The organism is Amycolatopsis roodepoortensis (assembly GCF_014873915.1).
Classification (GTDB): Bacteria; Actinomycetota; Actinomycetes; order Mycobacteriales; family Pseudonocardiaceae; genus Amycolatopsis; species Amycolatopsis roodepoortensis.
Window position 1 is genome coordinate 1137795 of sequence record NZ_JADBEJ010000008.1, and the last position, 22437, is coordinate 1160231.

Consider the following 22437-nt stretch of genomic DNA (forward strand, 5'->3'; position numbering starts at 1 on the left):
GTCAGGGCCTGGTCGCGTGCACCACGAACACCGACCGGACCCGATCCTCGGTCTCGACGTCGAGGCGTTTCACGGTCACCTCGGTGAAGCCGGCTTCGGAGGCCAGTTCCGCCGCGTCGTCCTCGGTTTCCGGCAGCTTCAGGTCGGTGGGGACGATGGCGGCGAACGCCTCCGACGGCCGGAACGCCGACGCGAGCGGCAGGCTGAAGCCCACCCTGCCGCCCGGGCGCAGCGCCCGCAGCCAGTCGCGGAGCGCGGCCGCGCCGAGGAAGTGCAGCGAAGACGCGCACAGCACGGCGTCCGCTCCCTCGTCCTCCACCGGCGACGGGACAGCGGAAGCGACCTGCCAGGTGATGCGCTTGCCGGGGTCGTGCGTGGCCGCCTTCGTCTCGGCCTGGGCGATCATGCCCGGCGAGATGTCGATCGCGAGCACTTCGCCCGGCTCCAGCCGCAGCGCGGCGAACGCGGCCACCCCGGTCCCGGTCGCGACGTCGAGAACGCGCTCGGGCGCCGTGCAGCCGAGGCCGTCGACGAGCGCGTCGGCGACCAGGCCGTGAAAGGTGTCTTCGTCGTAGCGCGCGGCGATGCCGTCGAACAGCCCGGCCGCGATCTCCTCGCTCACGACGGCGACCCTATCCGGGAGGCGGCGGCGTCCGGCGAAACCGAGGTCGGTGCGGTGATACCAGGCCAGCTCCGGATCGCCTTCGAGCCAGCAGAGCAGGACGTCGACGCCGTCGAGCTCGGCGGGGAAGTCGATCAGGAGCGGCGCGAATCCCTTGAGCTCCGCGCCCGTCCGCTGGACGGTGGTCATCAGGTCGTCCAGCCGGGCCTGCGCGGCCTTCCATTCCGGCATCCCGCCGAGCGAGGTCTCGCGGCCGCCGGGGCGCAGGGACGCGGCGAGCTCGGCCGCGTCGGCGCGGAGGCGGATCAACTCGTCGAGCACGGGGCGTAGCCGGGAGAGCTCGGCGCGGGCTTCGGGAACGGTGAACAGACCCATGCGCCGATGGTCCCAGCACGCTCAGCGGCGCCGCCGGGCGAGTCTCGACGCGAGGCCCGCGCCGATCAGGAGGAAACCCGTCGCGAGCAGGCCGCCGATGAACAGCCAGCTCGTGACGCCGTACGTGACGTCGTTCTGCGGCAGGTACTTCACCAGCCGGAAGCCCCATTCCGGCATCGCGATCGTGGCCACGCCGGGGGCGACACCCCAGACCAGGCCGCCGAAGATCGGGCCGGTCGCCGAGAGCGCGCCGAGCAGCCCGACCGACAGCAACAGGATCCCGCCGCCGACGAGGAGGCCGATACTGAGGACGTCACGCTGGGTGCTGAGCGTCGCTTGGACGAGCATCTGTTGCCGCAGGCCGCCCCAGGCCAGCAGGCCGAGGGCGACCGGCGTCAGGATCAGGCCTCCCGCACCGCTGAGGACGCGACGCACGCCTCGGCCGGCGCGCGGGTCTTCGGGGCTCAGGTCGTCGTCGAAGGGCTCGTACGGTTCGTACGACTCGACGTCTTCGTACGGCCTTCGCGGATCTTTGGGCTGCTCGTACTCCCCGTACTCCTGGTAGTCCTCGTCGTCGTACTCCGCGGCGTACCGGTGCGATGACATCGGCGGGTCACCTCCCTGCACCGGACTACGGACGCGAGCCCCCTCCGGTTCACTTCGATCACCGCGGATCGCGTTTAGCCCGCTAAACGCGATTTGAGCGGCGTCGCGAGAGGGTGCCGACCAGACCGGCCCCGATGAGCAGGAAACCGCTCCCGACCAGCGCGCCCATCACCAGCCAGGTCACCAGGCCGGTGCCGAGGCCGCTGCCGCCGACGTCGTAGATGAGGCTCATGACGTCGCGCGGGCTCAGAAGGAACGCCACGCCTGGCAGCACACCCCACACCAGCCCGCCCAGTACCGGCCCGAGCCCGGACAGCGCCCCCAGGAACGCGACGCCGAGCAGGAGCAGGCCGCCCAAGAACAGGAGGACGATGCCGAGCGGGTCCTCGCTGATGGACAAGGAGCGCGAGAATCCCCGCTGGAGCAGCGAGCCGCCGTACATGGTCAGGCCGAGCGCGACCGGCGTGAGCAGGACGCCGCCCAGCCCGCTGATCACCCGGGGCACCGCGCGCCCGTTTTGCCTAGGCTGGGCGTAGGGCTCCGGCTGCTCGTACGGAGGCACGGCGTAGGGGTTGGTCGACATGGGATCGCCCTTTCCGGTGGGCCGGCGGAGGAGTGTTGTTCGATGATGACGCGGTCGCCGTCGTTCCCGTGACGGCCGGATGGCCGTCGTACGACCGGGTGACGTCGGACACATCCGCCTCGTGGAGACTTGATACCGACCACTACTGGAACCATCCAGCACCGTTAAGCAGTACGCTTGTACCGCTACCGGAGAGACTGAAGTAGAACGCGAAGATCCGCGGAAGGAGCACCGCTGCTCATGGCCAAGATCAAGGTCCAGGGCACCGTCGTCGAGCTCGACGGCGATGAGATGACCCGCATCATTTGGCAGTTCATCAAGGACAAGCTGGTCCACCCCTACCTGGACCTCAACCTCGAGTACTACGACCTGGGCATCGAGGAGCGGGACCGCACCGACGACCAGATCACCATCGACTCGGCCAACGCGATCAAGAAGCACGGCGTCGGCGTCAAGTGCGCCACGATCACGCCGGACGAGGCGCGGGTCGAGGAATTCGGCCTGAAGAAGATGTGGCGGAGCCCGAACGGCACCATCCGCAACATCCTCGGCGGCGTCGTCTTCCGCGAGCCGATCATCATCAACAACATCCCGCGGCTGGTCCCCGGCTGGACGAAGCCGATCATCATCGGCCGTCACGCCCACGGTGACCAGTACAAGGCCACCGACTTCAAGGTCCCCGGCCCGGGCACCCTGACGTTGACCTACACCCCGGCCGACGGCTCGCAGCCGATGGAGTTCGAGGTCGCGCAGTACCCCGAGGGCGGCGGCGTCGCCATCGGTATGTACAACTACCGCAAGTCCATCGAGGACTTCGCGCGCGCCTCGCTGCAGTACGGCCTGGACCGCGAGATGCCGGTCTACCTGTCGACCAAGAACACGATCCTCAAGGCCTACGACGGCATGTTCAAGGACGTGTTCCAGGAGATCTTCGACGCGGAGTTCAAGACCGACTTCGACGCCAAGGGCATCACCTACGAGCACCGTCTCATCGACGACATGGTCGCCGCGGCGCTCAAGTGGGAGGGCGGCTACGTCTGGGCCTGCAAGAACTACGACGGTGACGTGCAGTCCGACACGGTCGCGCAGGGCTTCGGCTCGCTGGGCCTGATGACCTCGGTGCTGCGCACCCCGGACGGCAAGACCGTCGAGGCCGAGGCCGCGCACGGCACGGTGACCCGGCACTACCGCCAGCACCAGCAGGGCAAGCCGACCTCGACCAACCCGATCGCGTCCATCTACGCGTGGACCCGTGGCCTCGAGCACCGCGGCAAGCTGGACTCGAACCCGGAGCTGATCGGGTTCGCGAACAAGCTGGAGCAGGTCGTCATCGAGACCGTCGAGAGCGGCAAGATGACCAAGGACCTCGCCCTGCTCGTGGGCAAGGACCAGCCGTTCCAGACCACCGAGGAGTTCCTCGCGACGCTGGACACCAACCTGGCCAAGAAGATCGCCCAGGGCTGAGTCGCTTGAGCGCCTGAAGGCCCCCTTCCTCTCGCGGAAGGGGGCCTTTCGCGTTGTGACGGTCGGTAGCACGGGGGCGGCCCGGTTGGCGCCTCCGGGTGGTTGGCAATCCGGGATCTGGGCGGCCGCCCCGGCTTCTGCCACTCTGGACCGGACGGAAAACGATTCCCTTGTTCGAGGAGTGACCACCATGGCCATCTCGAAACCGATGCTGTTCGTCGGCGGCGGACTGGCGCTGATCGTCGTCGTCGCCATCTCGGGACAGGACAGGGAGTCGAGCGCGTCGAGCCCGACCGGTTGCCAGGTCGTCGTGACCGCCGACGTGCTCAACGCGCGCGACGCGCCCGGCGGGCAGAAGATCGTCGGCAAGTACGTCAAGGACACGAAGATCGACGCGCAGCCGGTGGTCGAGAACGGCTTCCGCAAGATCGCCGAGGGCAAGTGGGTCTCGGTCGAGTTCGCGCCCCCGGTGGAAGGCGCGAAATGCGGCCCTTGACCTGCGGTTTCGCGTTTAGCCCGCTAAATGCAAGTGGCCTCTGACCTGGGGGATCGCGTTTAGCCCGCTAAACGCAGGTGGGCGCCTTCCTCGGCCGCCAGTACCTCCCCGCTGAACGCCTCCCGCGCTTCGGCCACCGAGATCGCGCGGTCGGAACCGGGCCAGAAGTGGGTCAGCAGCAGCCGCCGGGCGCCGCCGCGCTCGGCCCAGTACCCGGCCTCGCCCGCCGTCGACACCAGACGCGGCGTCTCGTCGGGCGACGGGCCCTGAAGCGTGGCGTCGGCGATGACGAGGTCGGCGTCGCGCGCCAGTTCGGCGAGGATCGGGCTCGGTCCGCTGTCGCCGGTGTACGCGACGGTGAGCCCGGGCGCGGTCAGGCGGACGCCGTAGTTCGGCACATGGTGCGGAAGCAGGAACGTGGTCATCCGGAACGGCCCGACCTCACGCGCCGGACCGAGTTCGCGCACGTCGAAGATCGTCGTCGGATGCGGCCGCGGCTCCAGCGCTTCGAGCCGGCGCACCGTGCCCGGAGTGCAGTGCAGCGGGATCCTCGGCTCGTCCGGCAGCCCGTAAGCGCGAGCCCGGCCGAGCGCGCTCACATCGGCGCAATGATCGGGGTGCTCATGCGTCACCACCACCGCGTCGACCCGGCCGCCCGGGCAGTGTTCGAACAGCCGTGACGCGGCGCCGTAGCCGAGGTCGAGCACGACCTTGAAACCCTCATGGACCAGGAGGAAGCCGGCGCAGGCCCGGCCGGGTTCCGGCCAGGCGCCGCAGCTGCCCAGCACGGTCAGCTCGCTCATGCGCGCAGTCTCCCAGTGCCGATTCTGTCGGACCCCCCGGGTAGCGTGCGAAGGGTGCTGACCGTCTCCACTGTGAATGTCAACGGCCTCCGCGCCGCCGCGAAAAAGGGCTTCGTCGAGTGGCTGGGCTCGACGAAAGCCGATGTCGTCGCCTGCCAGGAGGTCCGGGCCGAGCTCAAGGAGCTGCCGGCCGGTGCCGCCGCGCCCGAAGGCTGGCACGTGGTGCACGCGCCGTCGGCGCAGAAGGGGCGCAACGGCGTCATGCTCTTCAGCCGGGCGGAGCCGGAAGAGGTCCGCATCGGTTTCGGTGAGCCCGAATTCGAGGACAGCGGCCGCTACGCCGAGATCCACCTGCCGAACGTCGTGGTCGCGAGCCTGTACCTGCCCAGCGGTGACGTCGGAACCCCGCGCCAGGACGAAAAGGAGCGCTTCATGGCGGCGTTCCTGCCGTACCTCGTCGACCTGCGCGCCAAGGCCGAGGCCGGCGGCCGCGAGGTCGTCGTCGTGGGCGACTGGAACATCGCCTACGACAAGATCGACCTGAAGAACTGGCGCGGGAACCAGAAGAGCTCTGGCTTCCTGCCGGAGGAGCGCGAGTGGCTCGGCCGCGTGTTCAGCGAGGCGGGTTACGTCGACGTGCAGCGCAAGCTCGACCCGGAAGGCCCCGGTCCGTACACCTGGTGGTCGTACCGCGGGAAGGCGTTCGACAACGACACCGGCTGGCGCATCGACTGCCAGATCGCCACCCCCGGCCTGGCCGAGCGGTGCACCTCCGTCGTGGTCGAGCGCGCCGAGTCCTACGACCGGCGCTGGTCCGACCACGCGCCGGTGACGGCGACGTACTCCGAGTAGCCCGGTCGGTCATGGAGACGAACGAAGCCAGGCGTATCGAGGCGACGAACGCCGAGCGCTACGCGATGTCCGGCCAGTACGGGTGGGAGTTCAGCCCGGACGCGCCGAACATGCTGGAACGGTGGACGGTGCTGCCGTTCAACCAGCGCGGTGACAAGCGGATGGCGTTCGGCGCGCTGAGTGGTGCGTACCAAGGGCTGCGGTTCAGCGTCTTCGACTACCACCGCCGCCCGACGGTCACGAGCGTGCACACGCGGTGGACCAACAAGAAGGTCAACGAGCTCGACACGATCTCCATCGACACGGTCTGGGTAGTCACCCTGCCCGCCCCGATGCCGAACTTCCAGATCGTGTCGAGCATCGAATCCGCCTGGGACGTCGAGCAGTACCCGGAGCCCGCCACCGCGGACCGGAAGTTCAACCGCTGGTACAAGCTGATCGACACCGACCCGAACGTCGCGATCGGCGTGCTCACGCCGCAGGTCGCCGCCACCATGCGGTCGTTGAAGCTGCACACCTGGTCGCTGGTGGGCGCGGAACTGGTCTACGTCGAGAATCCGACCTTCGGCCGGACCAAGCCGGATGACGTTCTCTCGACGTTGGGGCGGCTCGCGCAGCTGGTGTCGCTGTTGCCGTTCCACCTCGGCGGCGGCCAGCCTGCCGCGCCGCCACCTCCGCAGCAACCCCAGTACCCGCACCAGCCGTACCCGCCGCAAAATCCGGGCCATCCGCAGCAATACCCGCCTCCGCCGCAGTACGGACAGCAGCCGTATCCGCCGCAGCATCAGGGGTATCCGCCGCCGCAATATCCGCCACCGCAGTACCCACCACCGCAGTACCCACCACCGCAGTACCCGCTACCGCAGTACCCGCTACCGCAGTACCCACAGCCCGGGTATCCGCCCCAGGGATATCCGCCGCCGGGGTACCCGCCGCGCGGTTACTGACGGGACTTCGCACTCTCCGTCCACACCGGACTCTCGACGAAGTGGTTGTCGAACTTTTCCTGGCTGTCCAAGAGATCCTGGACGGTCGCCTCGCCGTGCCCGACCTTTTCCAGCAGGCGGAAGTAGCCGAACCGTTCCACGCCGGGGACGAACACGATCAGGACGTCCGCCGCCGAGTCGACCGCCGCGCGGAAGGCGTGCGTGGTCAATGGCGGGACGACCAGCATGTCGCCTTCGGAAACAGTGACGATCTTTTCTCCCACAAGGACTTCCAGCTTCCCGCCGAGCATGAAGAACATCTCGGAGGAGCCGGTGTGATAGTGCGGCGCCGCTCCATCGGCGCCGACGCCTAACCGTGTTCGCGCGCTGCTCAGGGCTCCGCCTGTGGTCGAGACGTCGGCGAGCAGCGTGACAAGGGTGGGGGCCGCGCCGACGGTCTCGGCTTCGGCGGCGCGGACGAGGACGGGTTCACGGGTTTCGATGCGCTGAGTCATGCCCGAGATGGTTCCATCGCTGATAGTTCGCTGTCAAACTATCTCCCGTCGAATAGACTGCGTCCGTGAGCGAAGAACGGAACACGGACGCGATCGACGCGGTCGTCGGCGCGTGGCGGCGCGAACGGCCGGAGCTGGACTTGACCGCGATCGGGGTCGCCGGGCGCCTCGGCCGCGTGGCGATGTTGACCACTCCCATGGTGGAAGCCGTGTTCGCGAAGCATGGCTTGAAGCAGGGGGAGTTCGACGTGCTCGCGGCGCTCAGGCGGTCCGGGAAGCCGTACACGCTGATCCCGTCCGAGCTTTCCGCGACTCTGATGATGTCCAGGGCCGGGATGACCAGCAGGATCGACAGGCTCGAGTCGGCGGGTCTGGTCGAGCGGGCACTGGATCCCGAAGACCGGCGCAGCTTCCGGGTCACGCTGACCGAGCGCGGGTTCGAAGTCGTCGACGCCGCGATGACCGAGCACACGGCGAATGTCGCGAAGCTGCTGTCTCCGCTCGGCGAGGACCTCGACGTTCTGGACGCGTCGCTGCGACGGCTGCTGACTTCCCTCGAAAGCTGAAGGGGCCCTTCATCGAGTCGCGTGCGGCGAAGGGCCCCTTCAGTGCTACGGGCGGATCAGCAGTACAGGTTGCCGCCCGGGCTCACGCCGAGGATTCCGGTGAACTGCTGGTACTTGTTCACGCGGCTCTGCACCTGGGCGGGGTTGCCGCCGTTGCACTCGATGCTCCCGTTGATGCTGCGGATGGTCTCGCCGAAGCCGCGGCTGTTGACCATCGCGTTGTGCGGGGTCATCGTGCCGGGGCCGTTCTGGGTCATCCAGTACCAGATGCCGGTCTTCCAGGCGACCGCCGCGTCGTTCTGCACCAGCCACGGGTTGGTCAGCAGCGGCAGGCCCAGCGCGTCGCCGGCGGCCTTGTAGTTGAAGTTCCAGCTCAGCTGGATCGGGCCGCGGCCGTAGTACGCGGCGTTGCCCGCCGGGCAGCCGTAGGACTGGCTCGTGTCGCAGTAGTGCGGGTAGTTGGCCTCGTTCTGTTCGACGATGTGGACGAGGCCGCCGGTCTCGTGGCTGACGTTCGCCAGGAAGGCCGCCGCTTCCTGCTTCTTTACGGTGTCGCTGCCCGTGCCCGCGAAGGCCGGGTACGCGCTCAGGGCGGTGACCAGGCCGTTGTAGGTGTAGAAGGGGTTCCGGCTCGGGAACATCTGGTTGAACTGGGCTTCGCTGACCACGAAGCCGGACGGGTTCGGCGGGTTGGTCGTGCCGCCGCCGCAGGCGCCCTGATCGGCCCAGACCTGCGCCGTTCCGGGCGTTTCGTTCTGTGTCCACCACTTCGCGGACCAGTTGTGTCCGTTGTAGGAGGCGGTGTTGCCGCCCCAGTAGACCGAGCTCGCGTTCCACGGCGCCACGCAGTCCGCGGCAGAGGCGGACTGGGCCGGGACGACCACGGCGACCGTGGTGGCGGCGAAGGTGGCGGCGACCGCCGCGAGAATACGTCGAAGAGACATCGGTGGCTCCTTCGTACGAGGGGACCATGCAGGGGAGATTGGTCTATACCTTTTAAGGGTATGGCTAACAGGTATAGACCATTGCGGACAAGAAACCAACCGATGGAAGTCGGATACTGCCTGTTCGGCCGCGTGTGACAGTCGAATGGCCTAACCCTGTCCGGTTTTGTCAGAAATCGATCTCGAGCACGGCAACTCTGAGAAGAGGGGTGCTCGAAACATCCCCCCTGTGAGGGGCTAGTCTCGTGCCCCGAGTTGATCAGAACCCACAGGTCTTGACACGCTCGGTAGTTTTTTGACCAGCAGCCTGGAAATGCTCACTCGTTCGGGTTAGCGTTCCGGTTCGGCAAAGTCACGTCACAGGAGGCACTCCGGTGCGGAACCCAGTTCATCTCCTGATGCGATCGACCCTGCCCGCGGCGAGGGCCGCGGCGGTCATCGCGATCCCGGTCGCGCTGCTCATCGCGGGCGCGGTACCGGCGTCGGCCGCGGACATGACGTCGCGGTCGGAGATGGCGTTCGGTCTTCTGGGCCCGGTCGGCTTGATCGCCGTCGCGCTCGGTGTCGTCGGGATGGCGTTCGGTGTGTTCCGTCAGCGCCGCAAGGCCCGCGCGGCCGCCGTCCCCGCCGCCCCGCCCCAGCCCGCCGCCCCGCACGTCGCCGCGATGGCGGAGGCCGTGCTCGCGGACGAGGCCCTCACTCGCCAGCAGCGCCCCTGACCTGCGCCTCCCCGGCTCAAATCACGTTTAGCCCGCTAAACGCGACGCGCGCCCGGATCGCGTTCAGCCCGCTAAACGCAGGCCGGTGCCCGAGGGTGGGCGGATCGCGATTAGCCCGCTAAACGCAGGTGGGTGCCCGGTGGGCGGGCGGATCGCGATTAGCCCGCTAAACGCAGGTCGGCGGATTTTTGGGTAGGTACACCTAGTCCCGCCCGGATTGTTTAGCCGCGCGTTGATCGCCACGCTCGGGTCCATGACGGTGACACGGCGTCGCAGCCGGCCCGGTGACCCCTTCCCCCGCGCCCTGGACCGGGCGATCACGGACAGCGGCCTCGGCCTCGACCGGATCCGGCACCGGCTCGCCCTGGAAGGCGTCCGGGTCAGTGTCGCGACCTTGAGCTACTGGCGGACCGGAAGAAGCCGCCCCGAGCGGTGCGACTCCCTGAAGGCGGTCGCGCTGCTGGAGCGGCTCTTCGAACTTCCGCACGGTTCCTTGCTGAACCGGCTGGGCCCGCGTCGCCCCCGGGGACGGTGGGGCGACGCGGGGAACGGATCAGACGCCGGAGTTGGTGCGGATCCAGCTACGGAAGTAGGGGACGTCCACGTAGATCGACGGCCCGGTCGCGCAGGTGCTGCTGTTGTTCCCCGCGCGGCTCGTCGCGCCGACCAGCTGCCAGACACCGTTGACCTGCTTCACCTGCGGGCCGCCCGAGTCGCCGTAGCAGGCACCCGAGTTGCCGTTGGGGTTGTTGGTGCAGATCTCGCTGGCACCGTTGATGCCGAGGCAGCGGCTGTCGGAGACGATCGAGGTGTTCAGCTCCTGGAGGTTGATCGGGGCGCCACAACCACCGCGGGTGGGGCAGGTCTGGCCCCAGCCGATGATCCGCGTCGCGGTGCCGACGGCCCCGGACGAAGCGGCGATCGTGACCGGCGCCTGCGACACCGCCGTCGAGAGACGCAGCAGCGCCAGGTCGGCGCTCGGGTGGGCGATGCGCTGGGCCACGCGGGCGACGGTGCCGCCGCTGGTGCGGTTCGTGGTGCCGACGCGCACCTGGTACGGCGTGCCACAGTGCGCCGCGGTGACCACCCAGGTCGAGCTGATCAGTGAGCCACCACACTGGTGGCCGCCGGAGCTCGACTGCTGGGACACCATGAACGAGTAGACCTGGGTCGCGTTGCCGCCGCCGACGATGTTCGGCTGGACGCCTCCGGTGGGCTCGGCCGCAGCCGCGACGCCGGAAAGCGAGAAGACGGCCGCGGCCGCCATGGCCAAGCCCATCAGTAGGGATCGTGCCTTCATCTGGGTTCTCCTTCGGTGTGGCCGGAAGATCCGGTGCCATGAACGCTAGGAATCGGGCACCCTGGCCAGAACCGTCGGAAGTATGTGGCGTTTAACCGTTTAGACCGTTCGGCCGGGGCGAGGCCGAGTGACCCGCCGTGGCGTGGCCTGAGAGAATCCGGGCGTGTCCGACGAACAGAAGCGCCCGCGCGTGCTCTCCGGGATCCAGCCCACCGCCGACTCGTTCCACCTCGGCAACTACCTGGGTGCGCTGCGGCAATGGGTGCGGCTGCAGGACACCCACGACACCTTCTACATGGTCGTCGATCTGCACGCGATCACCGTCGAGCAGGATCCGAAGGTGCTGCTGGACCGCACCCGCCGCTCGGCCGCGCAGTTGCTCGCGCTCGGCGTCGACCCGGCCCGCAGCGCGCTGTTCGTCCAGAGCCACGTGCCCGAGCACGCTCAGCTCGGCTGGGTGCTGGAGTGCCAGACGGGGTTCGGCGAAGCGAGCCGGATGACGCAGTTCAAGGACAAGGCCGCGAAGCAGGGCACCGATCGCGCCAGCGTCGGCCTGTTCACGTATCCGGTCCTGCAGGCCGCCGACATCCTGCTGTACCAGGCGAACGAGGTCCCCGTCGGTGAGGACCAGCGGCAGCACCTGGAGCTGACGCGCAACCTCGCGCAGCGGTTCAACAACCGCTACGGCAAGACGTTCACCGTGCCGGAGCCGCATATCGTCAAGGACACGGCGAAGATCTACGACCTGCAGGACCCGACCGCGAAGATGAGCAAGTCCTCGTCGACCGGCAACGGCCTGATCGAACTGCTCGAAGACCCGAAGAAGTCGGCGAAGAAGGTGCGCTCGGCGGTCACGGACACCGGCCGCGAGATCGTCTTCGACACCGAGAACAAGCCGGGCGTTTCGAACCTGCTGACGATCCTCTCCGCGCTGACCGATCAGCCGGTCGCCGAACTCGAGAATTCCTACGAGGGCAAGGGATACGGCGACCTGAAGAAGGGCGTCGCGGAGGCCTTCGTCGACTGGGTCACGCCGGTACAGGAACGCGTCCAGTCCTATCTGGATGACGTCGCCGAGCTCGACAAGGCCTTGGCGCTCGGGGCGCAACGGGCGAGGGAAGTCGCTTCGGTGACGTTGCGGAACGTCTACGAGAACATCGGGTTCCTTCCCCCGGCAGGCTGATTCGCGCTGCGATGTCGTCGCCGGGTGGTTAGCGTTTGACGGTGGCGAATGATGACGGCGCGAAGCCGGAACAGGACAAGCTGTTACCGCGCCTGAGGCGGAAGTACGGCTGGCTCGATCACCTCATCCGGGCCAACGACGCCTTCACCGAGCGCTACGGCAACCACTACGCCGCCGCCATCACCTACTTCAGCGTGCTTTCGGTGATCCCGATCCTGATGGTCGCCTTCGCGGTCCTCAAGATCGTGCTGGCGGGCGACCAGGTGGTGACGAACCAGCTCGTCGACGGCATCAAGAAGTCGGTCCCGGAAGGGCTGAGCGATCTCGTCGGCAGCATCATCAAGGCGGCGCTGGACTCCGGCGGCGGCATCGGGGTGTTCGGCCTGCTGCTGGCGCTGTACTCGGGCGTCGGCTGGATGACCAATCTGCGTGACGCGCTGACCGCCCAATGGGGTCAGGAAAAGCAGCAGTTGCCGCTGGTGTCGACGACGATCAAGGACCTGCTGTCCCTCGTGGGGCTCGGTCTCGCGCTGGTGGTCTCGTTCGGCCTCACCGCGGCGGGCAGTGGTGTCGGGCGGTTCCTGCTCGAACTGGTCGGGCTCGAGAACCAGGGCTGGGCCGTGTTCCTGTTGAAGGTCGCGACGATCCTGCTCGGCCTGCTCGCGAACACCCTCGTCTTCCTGTGGGTCATCGCGAGGCTGCCGCGTGAGCACGTCGCGCTCCGCAGCGCGGTCAAGGGCGCGATCTTCGCCGCGGTCGGGTTCATCGTGCTCCAGCAGGCCGCGACCCTCTACCTCGGCAGCGTCACGAAATCGCCGGCGTTCACGTTGTTCGGCCCGGTGATCGGCCTGCTCGTGTTCGCGAACCTCGTTTCGCGGTTCCTGCTCTTCGTCACCGCGTGGACGGCGACGGCGAAGGAGAACCTGAAGACGGTCGTCGAGCCGCCGCCCCCGGTGCTGATCCACCCGAGGGTGACCGTCCAGCAGGGGCCGGGACTCGGCGCCGTCGGCGGGGCTTTCGCGACCGGCGCGCTGCTGGGCTGGCTCGGCCGCCGCAAGTCCTGACGTTATTCGTCCGCCATGGCCTTCTTGCGCTGGTGGCCGATGACGAACGACGCCACGATGATCAGGAAGACCACCAGCGTGATGATCCACCCCGTCACGCCGAACGGGTCTTCGGCCGCGGCCGCGGCTCCGCTGTTCGACGCGCCGTCGGCGTTCGGCGCGGCGTTGGCCGGGTCGGCGTTCACGGCTTCCGGCGACCGGTATTCGATGCGCCCCACCGATTCGGCCTTGGCCTCGCGCAGCGCGATGCCGTAGTCGAGGAGCTTCGCGGCCTGTTCGGTGACCCGGGTCGGGCGCTGCTCGGCGCGCAGCATCACGACCCCGACCCGGTGACCGTTCCGGAGCGCGCTGCCGGCGTAGGTGTGGCGCGCGTCGTCGGTGAAGCCGGTCTTCCCGCCGGTGAACCCGGGATAGCTGCCGAGGAGCTTGTTGTCGTTGTAGATCGTGACGACCGGTTTCCCGCCGGTGGCCGGGACTTCGAAGCTCTTGGTCTTGACCACCTTGGCGAATTCGGGGTTCTTCATCGCGTAGTGGAAGATCAGGCTCATGTCGTAGGCGGAGGTCGACATGCCGGGGCCGTCGAGCCCGGACGGTGTCGCGGCCCGGGTGTCGGTGGCACCGATGCGGGTGGCCAGCGCGTTCATCTTCGCCAGCGTCGCGTCCAGGCCGCCGAGCACGGTGGAGAGCGCGTGCGCCGCGTCGTTGCCCGAGTGCATCAGCAGTCCGTGCAGCAGCTGGTCCACTGTGTACTGGCCGCCGGCGCCGATGCCCATGCAGGTGCACTCCTGCTCGGCGTCCTCCTTGGTCGCCACGACGGTCTTCCCCGGCGGGAGCTCGGTGACCACGACCAGCCCGAGCAGGACCTTGATCAGTGACGCCGGACGCTGGCGGGCGTGCGGATCCTTCGCCGCGATGACGTCACCGGTTTCGAGATCCTGCAGCACCCACGCCGCGGAGGTGTTCCCCTCGGGCGGGTTCAGCGCGCGCTTCGGGAGCACGAGCCCGCATTCGGCCATCCGGTCGCCGCCGACCGGGACCGGCGGCACCGGCAGCGGCGCCGGGGCGGCCTCGCCGGGGCGCGGCTTCTCGGAGGTGTCGACGGGCGGGGGAGGCGTGACCTTGTTCGCGCACGGCTGCGCCTGGGTTGGTGGCTTCGGGGTGGCTGTGGCCACCGGCGTCACCGCGAGGGCGAGCACACCGGAAACGAGGACCAGGAGCAACCGGGAGATAGCGCTGTGCACCCGAGCAATGTAGCGTCGCCGGGCTCGCTGCATACTCAGGGGCATGCGCATTTCGCGAGGTACTTCGATGTTCCTGCTGGGTTTCGGCGTGTGGTCGTGGATCATCTGGATCACGTTCGCCAAGAACCTCTGGGACAGTGACCGCGCCTGGGCCGCGGACGGCTCGCCGACGGCCTACTTCATCGTGCACGCGGTGCTGACGGTCGTCTCGTTCGTGCTCGGCACCATCATCGGGCTCATCGGTCTGCGCACGCTTCGTGGCGCCAAGTCACGGGACGCGGAGAAGGCTGACGCCTGATCGGGTTTTGTCGTCCTTTTGACGGTGTTGGGCGGGGTCCGGCTCGCTTACGTTCACTCCACCGAATCATGGAGGTGGAATGTCCCGGATCAGACGCCTGCTCGTCCCCGCGCTCGTCGCGGCGGCGGCGGGAAGCGTGTTCTCGGCTCCGTCGGCGAGCGCCGCGCCCGCGCCGCAGTGCGACACCGCGAGCGCCCCGTTCAACTACGTGGTGCTCTACGACCCGCGCACCCCGGAGCGCAAGGTCGACAACGAGCTGCGCGCCAAGTGCGGCGAGAAGGTCGCGTACTACCCGGAGATCGGGGTCGCGGTGGCGACCTCGCGCAACGCCGACTTCCAGGCGAAGATCGGCGTCTTCCGCGCCTATTCGGGCGGCCGTGACGTCGCGTTCCCGCCCGCGGCCACCACCCGCTCGACCCGCTCCGCCGTGGTCGACACCAAGGAGAACGAAGAGACCACCAGCGTCGCCGTCGAGCAGGACCTGTCGGCCCAGCAGTGGGACATGCGGGCGATCCAGGCTCCCGAGGCGAACAAGATCTCCGGCGGCAGCCGCTCGGTGACAGTCGGCGTGCTGGACTCGGGCATCGAGCCCACCCACCCCGCGCTGAAGGCGGCCCTCGACCCGAAGGTGTCGGCGGGCTGCAACAGCGGCGCGCCCGACACCACGCCCGCCGCGTGGGCACCCACGAACTCCGACCACGGCACGCACGTCGCCGGCACGATCGCGGGCAAGGACGCCGCGCGCGGCTTCACGGGCGTGGCGCCCGGCGTCAAGCTGGCGTCGGTGAAGGTCGTGAACGACGACGGCCTGATCCTCCCCGAGGCCGCGGTGTGCGGGTTCATGTGGGCGGCGAAGCACCGCTTCCCGGTCACGAACAACAGCTACTACATCGACCCGGGCATGTTCTACTGCTCGAAGGAGCCGGGCGACGCGGCCGCGTTCGAGGCCGTCCGCCGCGCGGTGACCTACTCGACCGGCCGTGGCGTGCTGAACGTCGCCGCCGCCGGCAACAGCGGTTTCGACCCGGACAAGCAGACCACCGACCCGAACCGCCCGCACCCGGTCGACACGAGCTGCGGCATCCTGCCCAAGGCCATCGACGGCGTCGTCAACGTCTCGGCCATCGGCTACGCGGGCACGAAGTCGTCGTACAGCAACTACGGTGACGACGTTTCGGTCACCGCCCCCGGCGGCGACCGCGCCCAGCTTCCGCCTGAGGGCCAGGGTGTCGGTTGCCCGCTGTCGACCATCTTCAACGGCGGTTACGGCGCCAAGTGCGGCACCTCGATGGCGTCCCCGCACGCCGCCGGTGTCGCCGCGCTGCTGGCGTCCCGCTACCGCCACGCTTCGCCGCGGCTGCTGACCTGGCTGCTGGAGCACCAGGCGGACACGGTCCCCTGCGGAACCGCGGCGCCGGTCTGTGAAGGCCCGGCGAAGGACAACTCGTACTACGGCCACGGCCGCGTCAACGCCCTGGACGCGGTGAAGTAGTTTCGCGCGTTCGCCGGGGCCGGTCCACGTTCGTGGGCCGGCCCCGGTTTCGTTTCGGGAACTTTCGCCGGATTCGCGATGGGGGTCGTTCTCGCTACGTTATGAGCACCTTCGACAGTGGGGAGTTCACGATGTCGTTGTCCGGTCGGTTGGTTCCCGTGGTGGTGGGGCTGGCGATGCTCCCGCTCGTCAGCGCGCCCACGGCGGTGGCGGCGCCGGTGGCGCCCTGTAGCGAGGAACCGCGGGAGTTGCCCATCAACGAGTTCACCGACTATCGCGAGATGGTGCGGGAGCTCGGGCGACTCGAACGGGTGAGCCAAGGGCGGGTGAAGGTCAAGGAGGTCGGGCGGTCGAACCGCGGCCGGGTGATCCATCAGGCGACCGTGGGGACCGGGCCGAAGGTGTTCGTGGTCTCCAGCGAGATCCACGGGAACGAGAAGACCGGCACCGACGCCCTGCTGCGCATCCTCGATTACCTCGGCACGTCGGACTCGCGGGACGCCGAGCGGCTGCGGAAGACCATCACCTTCGTCGCGGTGCCGAAGCTGAACCCGGACGGCGCCGAACTCGACCGGCGCGGCAACGACCTGTCGTGGGCCGAGGTGCAGCGGAAGTTCCCCCAGCTGAAGGACCGGCCGCCCACCTGGAACTACCTCAGAGACGTCCTCCAGGGCGACGACTACCGCAAGCGGCCGGGATTCGACGTCAACCGCGACTTCAATCCCGAGCTGAACTACGTCCCGCGCGCGGAGGACGTCCCGGGCGCGCCGAATCAGCCGGGCTGGTTCATCACGCCGGAGGCGCGGGCGCTGCGTTCGGTGTACCTGGAGCAGACCGCTTCGCGGGGGAAGGTGCCCGACGTCTACGTCGATCTGCACCACCAAGGCGCCTGCGTCCGGCAGGAAGGTAGTGACCGGCTGCTCGACGTCGGCATCGACTACCCGCCGCTGCCCGACAAGTTCTTCGAGCCCGGCCAGAAGTACGCGAAGTACCGCGACGTGTACACAAAGGACGAATCGCGGCAGCTGGCGATCAGCGCCTTCAACGGGATGACGTCGCGCGGCTTCGTCGGGGCGCGGTATCCGCACGCGCCGGACCGGGATCTCCCGGGGCAGGCGCGGTGTTCGTTCGCTTTGAACGGGACCGGGACGGTGCTGTTCGAGGTGCGCGGGCAGACGCAGACGCTCGGGCAGCAGCACCGGGAGCGTTTCACGCGCGCGGTGATGGCGGGGCTTTACAACATGCTGCGGGACGTGAGCACGGGGGCTGTCGGGTACATCGACCCGGAGGCTTTCGACCGGCTGCCCGGCACCGCCGACTCCGCCGCCCTGGGGCGGGTCCTGGAGTAGCGGCTTTCCGCTGAAGTCCTCCGGTAGCGCGTGAAGGCCCCCTTCCCTCGGCTCAGCCGAGGGAAGGGGGCCTTCACGCGGCATCCGCGTCGGCGACGTGGACTGCGGGTCGCGGGCGAGCAGAGGCGACCTCGTGTGCGGCGATCAGCTCACCGACCACGCCGATCGGATCGTCTCTGAGCCGAGACGGAAGTGTCTGCACGAGGAGGATGCCCGAGGCCGTGTAACGCGCGTTCCGGTTCAACGTTCGTGAGTAGTCGGCCCGCCTGAAGTGGAAGTCGAACGAGTCGATTTCCCAAGCGAGGCCGATGTCGTCCCACCAGGCGTCCGGGCGACCCAGGTATTTGCCGTGCTGATCGAAGACTTTGCAGTTCCAATGGCTCGGTGGCGTGGGCAAACGAAGGCTGAGCGCGTGTGCTCGGGATTCCGCCATTGAACGGATATCGATCCAGCTCGACAGCAGCCGGCGGGGAATCGCGGTTCCTCGTTGCGTGCCGCGATCGAGTTCTCGAAGGAGTGCAGACGGTGAGCAGTGGCCACTTTGGACCGCTTCGATCAGTATTTCCTCCACAGGGCCGGTTTCACGAAGCCGCCGGACGGCATCTGTGGTCGCGCGGATCAGCGGCGCCGCCGGTACCTCACCGATCATCCTTGGTTCCGGGTATCGGAGTGTCCGCTCCGTAGTGACGAAGCCGGTACTGCGGACCTTCCGGTCATGAGGGATCAACATGTGCAGGTCGCCGCCTGTAGGGAGCGCCGCAGGGCGTAATCCGTGTAGACGACAGGCGGCGACGCCGGTGAGCATGCTTTTGGCGCCGCTGTAGAGCAGTGCGGCGGTGATCAGTTCGTCGGGTTTTGGTTCGGTGTTGTGCAAGAGCACGATCCCCGGTAGCGGACGTTGCCAAGGGCCGCCTGGTAGACAGCGCGCGTAGATCGTGCTGCTGCTCATCTCCTCCGACTCGAGGTCGGCGACCCGAATGACACCATTGCGGCTTCTCGCGAGCAGCAGTTCGGGATGCTGGGCCCATCTCCCCCTGTTGACCATGAGGATCAGGATGGGCGCGGCATCACCGATCGCGCCAGACGCTTTTCCTGGCCCTGTGGATAACTGGCTCCTTGTGGATAACTTCTGAAGCGCGTGAAGGCCCCCTTCCCTCGGCTCAGCCGAGGGAAGGGGGCCTTCACGCGCAAAGCGCTCGCAGTAAGCGTCAGACGCGCTTGAAGAGCAGAGCGCGTTTCACTTCCTGGATCGCCTTCGTGACCTGGATGCCACGCGGGCAAGCGTCGGTGCAGTTGAACGTCGTCCGGCAGCGCCAGACACCCTCGGAGTCGTTCAGGATGTCCAGACGCTCTTCGGCGCCTTCGTCACGCGAGTCGAAGATGAACCGGTGCGCGTTGACGATCGCGGCCGGGCCGAAGTACGAGCCGTCGTTCCAGTACACCGGGCACGAGGACGTGCAGCAGGCGCACAGGATGCACTTGGTCGTGTCGTCGAACCGGTCGCGGTCGGCCTGCGACTGGATCCGCTCGCGCGTGGGCTCGTTCCCGTAGGCGATGAGGTACGGCTTGACGGCCTTGTACGCCTCGAAGAACGGGTCCATGTCGACGTAAAGGTCCTTGAGCGTGGTCAGACCCTTGATCGGCGCGATGGTGATCGTCGTCTTCTTGCCGTTGGTCTCCAGCAGGTCCTTCATCAGGACCTTGCACGCCAGCCGGTTGATGCCGTTGATCTGCATCGCGTCGGAACCGCAGACGCCGTGCGCGCACGAGCGCCGGAACGAGAACGTCCCGTCGATGTAGTCCTTGACGTAGAAGAGCAGGTTCAGCAGCCGGTCGGTGCGCTGCGCCGGGACGTCGTAGGACTCCCAGTGCGGCTCGGTGTCGATCTCGGGGTTGAACCGGAGGATCTTCAGCGTGACGGTGATCGGCGTGTGGTCGGAGGACACGGCCTCCGACTTCTCGGGGGTTGCCGTGGTCATCAGTACTTCCGCTCCATCGGTTCGTAGCGGGTGAAGGTCACCGGCTTGTAGTCCAGGCGGACGTCGGCGGTGAGACCTTCGCCCTCCTTGTAGGCCATGGTGTGCCGCATGAAGTTCGTGTCGTCGCGGTTCGGGTAGTCCTCGCGCGCGTGCCCGCCGCGGGATTCCTTGCGCGCGAGGGCGCCGACGACGAGGACCTCGGCCAGTTCGAGCAGGAAGCCCAGCTCGACGGCCTCGAGGACGTCGGTGTTGTACCGCTTCCCCTTGTCCGACACGGTGATCCGGCTGTACCGCTCCTTCAGCGCCTGCACGTCGGTCAGCGCCTGCTTCAGCGTGTCCTCCGTGCGGTACACCGAAGCGTGCGAGTCCATCGTCCGCTGCAGCTCGGTGCGGATGTCGGCGACGCGCTCGTCACCGTGCTCCGAAAGCAGCAGCGCGAGCTGGTCTTCCACGACCTTGGTCGGGTTCTCCGGCAGCTCGATGTGGTCGTGCGCCAGCGCGTACTCGGCGGCCGCGATGCCGGCGCGACGGCCGAACACGTTGATGTCGAGCAGCGAGTTCGTGCCGAGCCGGTTCGAGCCGTGCACGGACACGCACGCCACCTCGCCCGCGGCGTACAGGCCGGGGATGACGTTCTCGTTGTCCCGCAACGCCTCGCCGTGGATGTTGGTCGGGATTCCGCCCATCACGTAGTGGCAGGTCGGGAACACGGGCACCGGCTCGGTGACCGGGTCGACGCCAAGGTACGTCCGCGAGAACTCCATGATGTCCGGGAGTTTCGCGTTCAGCGTCTCTTCCGGGATGTGCGTGACGTCGAGGACGACGTAGTCCTTGTTCGGCCCGCAACCGCGGCCCTGCAGCACTTCCTGCACCATCGACCGGGCGACGATGTCACGCGGCGCGAGGTCCTTGATGGTGGGGGCGTAGCGCTCCATGAACCGCTCGCCGTCGGCGTTGCGGAGGATGCCGCCCTCACCGCGCACGGCCTCGGAGATGAGGATGCCCAGCCCGGCGAGACCGGTCGGGTGGAACTGGAAGAACTCCATGTCCTCCAGCGGCAGGCCCTTGCGGAAGATGATGCCGAGGCCGTCACCGGTGAGGGTGTGCGCGTTCGACGTCGTCTTGAAGATCTTGCCCGCGCCGCCGGTGGCGAACACGATCGACTTCGCCTGGAAGACGTGCAGCTCGCCGGTCGCCAGCTCGTAGGCGACGACGCCGGAGGCGGCCGGGTTGCCGTTCTCGTCCGGGGTCAGCACCAGGTCGAGCACGTAGAACTCGTTGAAGAACTCGGTGCCGTGCTTGACGCAGTTTTGGTACAGCGTCTGCAGGATCATGTGCCCGGTGCGGTCCGCGGCGTAGCAGGCGCGGCGCACCGCGGCCTTGCCGTGGTCACGGGTGTGCCCGCCGAAGCGGCGCTGGTCGATCTTGCCCTCGGGAGTCCGGTTGAACGGCAGGCCCATCTTCTCGAGGTCGAGGACCGCGTCGATGGCCTCCTTCGCCATGATCTCGGCGGCGTCCTGGTCGACCAGGTAGTCGCCGCCCTTGATCGTGTCGAAGGTGTGCCACTCCCAGTTGTCCTCTTCGACGTTCGCCAGCGCGGCGCACATACCGCCCTGGGCGGCGCCGGTGTGCGAACGCGTCGGGTAGAGCTTGGTGAGGACCGCGGTGCGGGCACGCTGGCCGGACTCGATGGCCGCGCGCATGCCGGCGCCACCGGCGCCGACGATCACCACGTCGTACTTGTGGAACTGCATAGGGATGACTCCGCTTAACGTGTGGTGGGCGTCAGTTGGCCGAGATACCGGGATCGAAGGTGAAGATCACCATCGTGCCGACGGCGAGGATCAGCACCATCGAGACGTAGAGCACGATCTTCAGCCAGAACCGGGTGCTGTCCTTGCGGGCGTAGTCGTCGATGATCGTCCGCAGCCCGTTGCCGCCGTGGATCTCGGCGAGCCAGAGCATCGACAGATCCCAGAACTGCCAGAACGGCGAGGCCCAGCGGCCGGCGACGAAGCCCCAGTTGATGCGGTGCACGCCGCCGTCGAGGATGTTCATGATGAACAGGTGGCCGAGCACCAGCACGACCAGGGCGAGGCCCGAGATGCGCATGAACAGCCAGCTGTAGAGCTCGAAGTTGCTGCGGCGGGCAGCGGGGCGCTTCGGCGAGCGCGGCTTGTCGAGTGCGAGAACTTCGGTCGCCATGGTCAGTGCCCCCCGAACATAACTTCGACGGTGCGCTTCATCATGAAGAAGGCACCGGGAATCATCACCACGACCCAGATGGCCAGGATGGTCCAGAGCAACGGCTTCTGGAACTTCGGTCCCTTCTCCCAGAAGTCGACCAGCAGGACCCGGATGCCGTTGAGCGCGTGGAACAGCACCGCGCCGACCAGGCCGACCTCGAGGAGGTTGACCAGCGGGGTCTTGTAGGTCTCGATGACCTCGTTGTACGAGTCGGGCGACACGCGCACGAGCGCGGTGTCGAGCACGTGCACGAAAAGGAAGAAGAATGTCAGCACGCCGGTGATGCGGTGCAGCACCCAGGACCACATACCGGGGTCTCCCCGGTAGAAGGTCCCCTGCCGGCGTGAGGCACCCGCCCGATCGCTCGCGGCCGCCTCGGTGGCGGTGCTAGCCGTGGTGGACATCGGTGAACGGCCTCCAACGTCATGGCTTGGGCCCGCTGACCGCTGGTTTCCGCGCCTGCCGCCGGGACGTCCACCTGGGGACGGCTCCGGCGACGGTGCCGAGATCATGGTCATCGAGCGTGGATAAACAGGATGCTAGACCCGCACCTCACGGTGGGCTCACCTCCGGGTTCCTCTGTGTGATGGACCAGACATCGGGACCCCTGCCCGATCGAGTGACGCCGGCCGGTAACTCACCGGTTCGTCCACTGTGGACGCACGAGGCGTCCCGCCGGACGGCCTGAACGGTGCGTGACGATCTTGGGCGCTTCGCGCGGCCTGGGGGCCGAGCGCTGCCTGCGATTACGCCATTCCGATCACTGTGAGTACTCCATTCGTCGCGCTTACGACTCATGAGTAAACGTTTGTG

The 22437-nt window shown here is 67.8% G+C and carries 24 protein-coding genes; 11 read left to right on the forward strand and 13 right to left on the reverse strand.

Annotated features, from left to right (window positions below):
• Position 1: 1 nt before the first annotated feature.
• The 3 genes from H4W30_RS43260 to H4W30_RS43270 all read right to left on the reverse strand — a co-directional run bounded on the left by H4W30_RS43260 (position 2) and on the right by H4W30_RS43270 (position 2186).
• Entirely contained in the window at positions 2-997 is a 996-nt protein-coding gene (locus tag H4W30_RS43260) for a DUF2203 family protein (protein ID WP_192747918.1), read from the reverse strand.
• 21 nt (positions 998-1018) lie between these two features.
• Positions 1019-1603, reverse strand: coding sequence for a hypothetical protein (locus H4W30_RS43265; RefSeq protein ID WP_192747919.1), 585 nt, complete (start codon positions 1601-1603; stop codon positions 1019-1021).
• Positions 1604-1685: 82 nt separating this feature from the next.
• Positions 1686-2186 (reverse strand): hypothetical protein, encoded by a 501-nt coding sequence (locus H4W30_RS43270; protein WP_225950850.1) that lies wholly within the window; start codon positions 2184-2186, stop codon positions 1686-1688.
• A gap of 240 nt (positions 2187-2426) precedes the next feature.
• Here H4W30_RS43270 and H4W30_RS43275 point away from each other — a divergent pair, with 240 nt between their 5' ends.
• Both H4W30_RS43275 and H4W30_RS43280 read left to right on the forward strand, forming a co-directional pair.
• On the forward strand, positions 2427-3650 hold the full coding sequence (locus H4W30_RS43275; protein WP_007032065.1) for an NADP-dependent isocitrate dehydrogenase: 1224 nt from the start codon (positions 2427-2429) through the stop codon (positions 3648-3650).
• A 190-nt stretch (positions 3651-3840) separates the two neighbouring features.
• Entirely contained in the window at positions 3841-4146 is a 306-nt protein-coding gene (locus tag H4W30_RS43280) for an SH3 domain-containing protein (protein WP_192747920.1), read from the forward strand.
• 59 nt (positions 4147-4205) lie between these two features.
• Here the strand turns inward: H4W30_RS43280 and H4W30_RS43285 are convergent, their stop codons facing one another.
• The gene (locus H4W30_RS43285) at positions 4206-4949 is read right to left on the reverse strand and encodes an MBL fold metallo-hydrolase (RefSeq protein ID WP_192747921.1); all 744 of its coding nucleotides are present in this window, start codon (positions 4947-4949) and stop codon (positions 4206-4208) included.
• Positions 4950-4994: 45 nt separating this feature from the next.
• Here H4W30_RS43285 and H4W30_RS43290 point away from each other — a divergent pair, with 45 nt between their 5' ends.
• Together H4W30_RS43290 and H4W30_RS43295 are read left to right on the forward strand one after the other, a co-directional pair.
• Positions 4995-5801, forward strand: a complete 807-nt coding sequence (locus H4W30_RS43290; RefSeq protein WP_126735288.1) for an exodeoxyribonuclease III — start codon at positions 4995-4997, stop codon at positions 5799-5801.
• 11 nt (positions 5802-5812) lie between these two features.
• Positions 5813-6748, forward strand: a complete 936-nt coding sequence (locus H4W30_RS43295; protein WP_192747922.1) for a hypothetical protein — start codon at positions 5813-5815, stop codon at positions 6746-6748.
• Here H4W30_RS43295 and H4W30_RS43300 read toward each other — a convergent pair.
• Entirely contained in the window at positions 6742-7242 is a 501-nt protein-coding gene (locus H4W30_RS43300; protein ID WP_192747923.1) for a cupin domain-containing protein, read from the reverse strand. The two genes, H4W30_RS43295 and H4W30_RS43300, sit on opposite strands and share 7 nt — an antisense overlap.
• A gap of 65 nt (positions 7243-7307) precedes the next feature.
• Here H4W30_RS43300 and H4W30_RS43305 point away from each other — a divergent pair, with 65 nt between their 5' ends.
• Entirely contained in the window at positions 7308-7808 is a 501-nt protein-coding gene (locus H4W30_RS43305) for a MarR family winged helix-turn-helix transcriptional regulator (protein WP_192747924.1), read from the forward strand.
• Between the two features lie 56 nt (positions 7809-7864).
• On the opposite strand, the gene H4W30_RS43310 is transcribed toward H4W30_RS43305, so the two are convergent.
• A complete protein-coding gene (locus H4W30_RS43310) occupies positions 7865-8752 on the reverse strand; it encodes a glycoside hydrolase family 19 protein (RefSeq protein WP_126735277.1) in 888 nt (295 codons plus the stop codon).
• A 398-nt stretch (positions 8753-9150) separates the two neighbouring features.
• On the opposite strand from H4W30_RS43310, the gene H4W30_RS43315 reads away from it, so the two are divergent.
• On the forward strand, positions 9151-9471 hold the full coding sequence (locus H4W30_RS43315; protein WP_192748042.1) for a hypothetical protein: 321 nt from the start codon (positions 9151-9153) through the stop codon (positions 9469-9471).
• A gap of 553 nt (positions 9472-10024) precedes the next feature.
• Here the strand turns inward: H4W30_RS43315 and H4W30_RS43320 are convergent.
• Positions 10025-10771 (reverse strand): S1 family peptidase, encoded by a 747-nt coding sequence (locus H4W30_RS43320; protein WP_192747925.1) that lies wholly within the window; start codon positions 10769-10771, stop codon positions 10025-10027.
• Between the two features lie 163 nt (positions 10772-10934).
• Here H4W30_RS43320 and trpS point away from each other — a divergent pair, with 163 nt between their 5' ends.
• A complete protein-coding gene (trpS, locus tag H4W30_RS43325) occupies positions 10935-11954 on the forward strand; it encodes a tryptophan--tRNA ligase (RefSeq protein WP_192747926.1) in 1020 nt (339 codons plus the stop codon).
• Between the two features lie 35 nt (positions 11955-11989).
• Positions 11990-13018 (forward strand): YhjD/YihY/BrkB family envelope integrity protein, encoded by a 1029-nt coding sequence (locus H4W30_RS43330; protein ID WP_192747927.1) that lies wholly within the window; start codon positions 11990-11992, stop codon positions 13016-13018.
• A gap of 2 nt (positions 13019-13020) precedes the next feature.
• On the opposite strand, the gene H4W30_RS43335 is transcribed toward H4W30_RS43330, so the two are convergent.
• Positions 13021-14259, reverse strand: a complete 1239-nt coding sequence (locus tag H4W30_RS43335) for a D-alanyl-D-alanine carboxypeptidase family protein (RefSeq protein ID WP_192747928.1) — start codon at positions 14257-14259, stop codon at positions 13021-13023.
• 43 nt (positions 14260-14302) lie between these two features.
• Here H4W30_RS43335 and H4W30_RS43340 point away from each other — a divergent pair, with 43 nt between their 5' ends.
• The 3 genes from H4W30_RS43340 to H4W30_RS43350 all read left to right on the forward strand — a co-directional run bounded on the left by H4W30_RS43340 (position 14303) and on the right by H4W30_RS43350 (position 17398).
• Positions 14303-14557, forward strand: a complete 255-nt coding sequence (locus tag H4W30_RS43340; protein ID WP_026467335.1) for an SCO4848 family membrane protein — start codon at positions 14303-14305, stop codon at positions 14555-14557.
• A gap of 79 nt (positions 14558-14636) precedes the next feature.
• Entirely contained in the window at positions 14637-16049 is a 1413-nt protein-coding gene (locus H4W30_RS43345) for a S8 family peptidase (protein WP_192747929.1), read from the forward strand.
• 131 nt (positions 16050-16180) lie between these two features.
• Complete coding sequence (locus tag H4W30_RS43350; RefSeq protein WP_225950851.1) at positions 16181-17398, forward strand: M14 family zinc carboxypeptidase; 1218 nt, start codon at positions 16181-16183, stop codon at positions 17396-17398.
• 73 nt (positions 17399-17471) lie between these two features.
• Here the strand turns inward: H4W30_RS43350 and H4W30_RS43355 are convergent, their stop codons facing one another.
• The 5 genes from H4W30_RS43355 to sdhC form a co-directional block, all read right to left on the reverse strand.
• On the reverse strand, positions 17472-18443 hold the full coding sequence (locus tag H4W30_RS43355) for a hypothetical protein (RefSeq protein WP_192747931.1): 972 nt from the start codon (positions 18441-18443) through the stop codon (positions 17472-17474).
• Between the two features lie 163 nt (positions 18444-18606).
• Complete coding sequence (locus H4W30_RS43360) at positions 18607-19377, reverse strand: succinate dehydrogenase iron-sulfur subunit (RefSeq protein WP_034304588.1); 771 nt, start codon at positions 19375-19377, stop codon at positions 18607-18609.
• Positions 19377-21131, reverse strand: coding sequence for a succinate dehydrogenase flavoprotein subunit (gene sdhA / locus H4W30_RS43365; RefSeq protein ID WP_192747932.1), 1755 nt, complete (start codon positions 21129-21131; stop codon positions 19377-19379). Before sdhA ends, H4W30_RS43360 begins: the two co-directional genes overlap by 1 nt.
• A gap of 31 nt (positions 21132-21162) precedes the next feature.
• Complete coding sequence (locus tag H4W30_RS43370; protein WP_016331258.1) at positions 21163-21582, reverse strand: succinate dehydrogenase hydrophobic membrane anchor subunit; 420 nt, start codon at positions 21580-21582, stop codon at positions 21163-21165.
• Between the two features lie 2 nt (positions 21583-21584).
• Positions 21585-22028 (reverse strand): succinate dehydrogenase, cytochrome b556 subunit, encoded by a 444-nt coding sequence (gene sdhC / locus H4W30_RS43375; protein ID WP_192747933.1) that lies wholly within the window; start codon positions 22026-22028, stop codon positions 21585-21587.
• Positions 22029-22437: the final 409 nt, after the last annotated feature.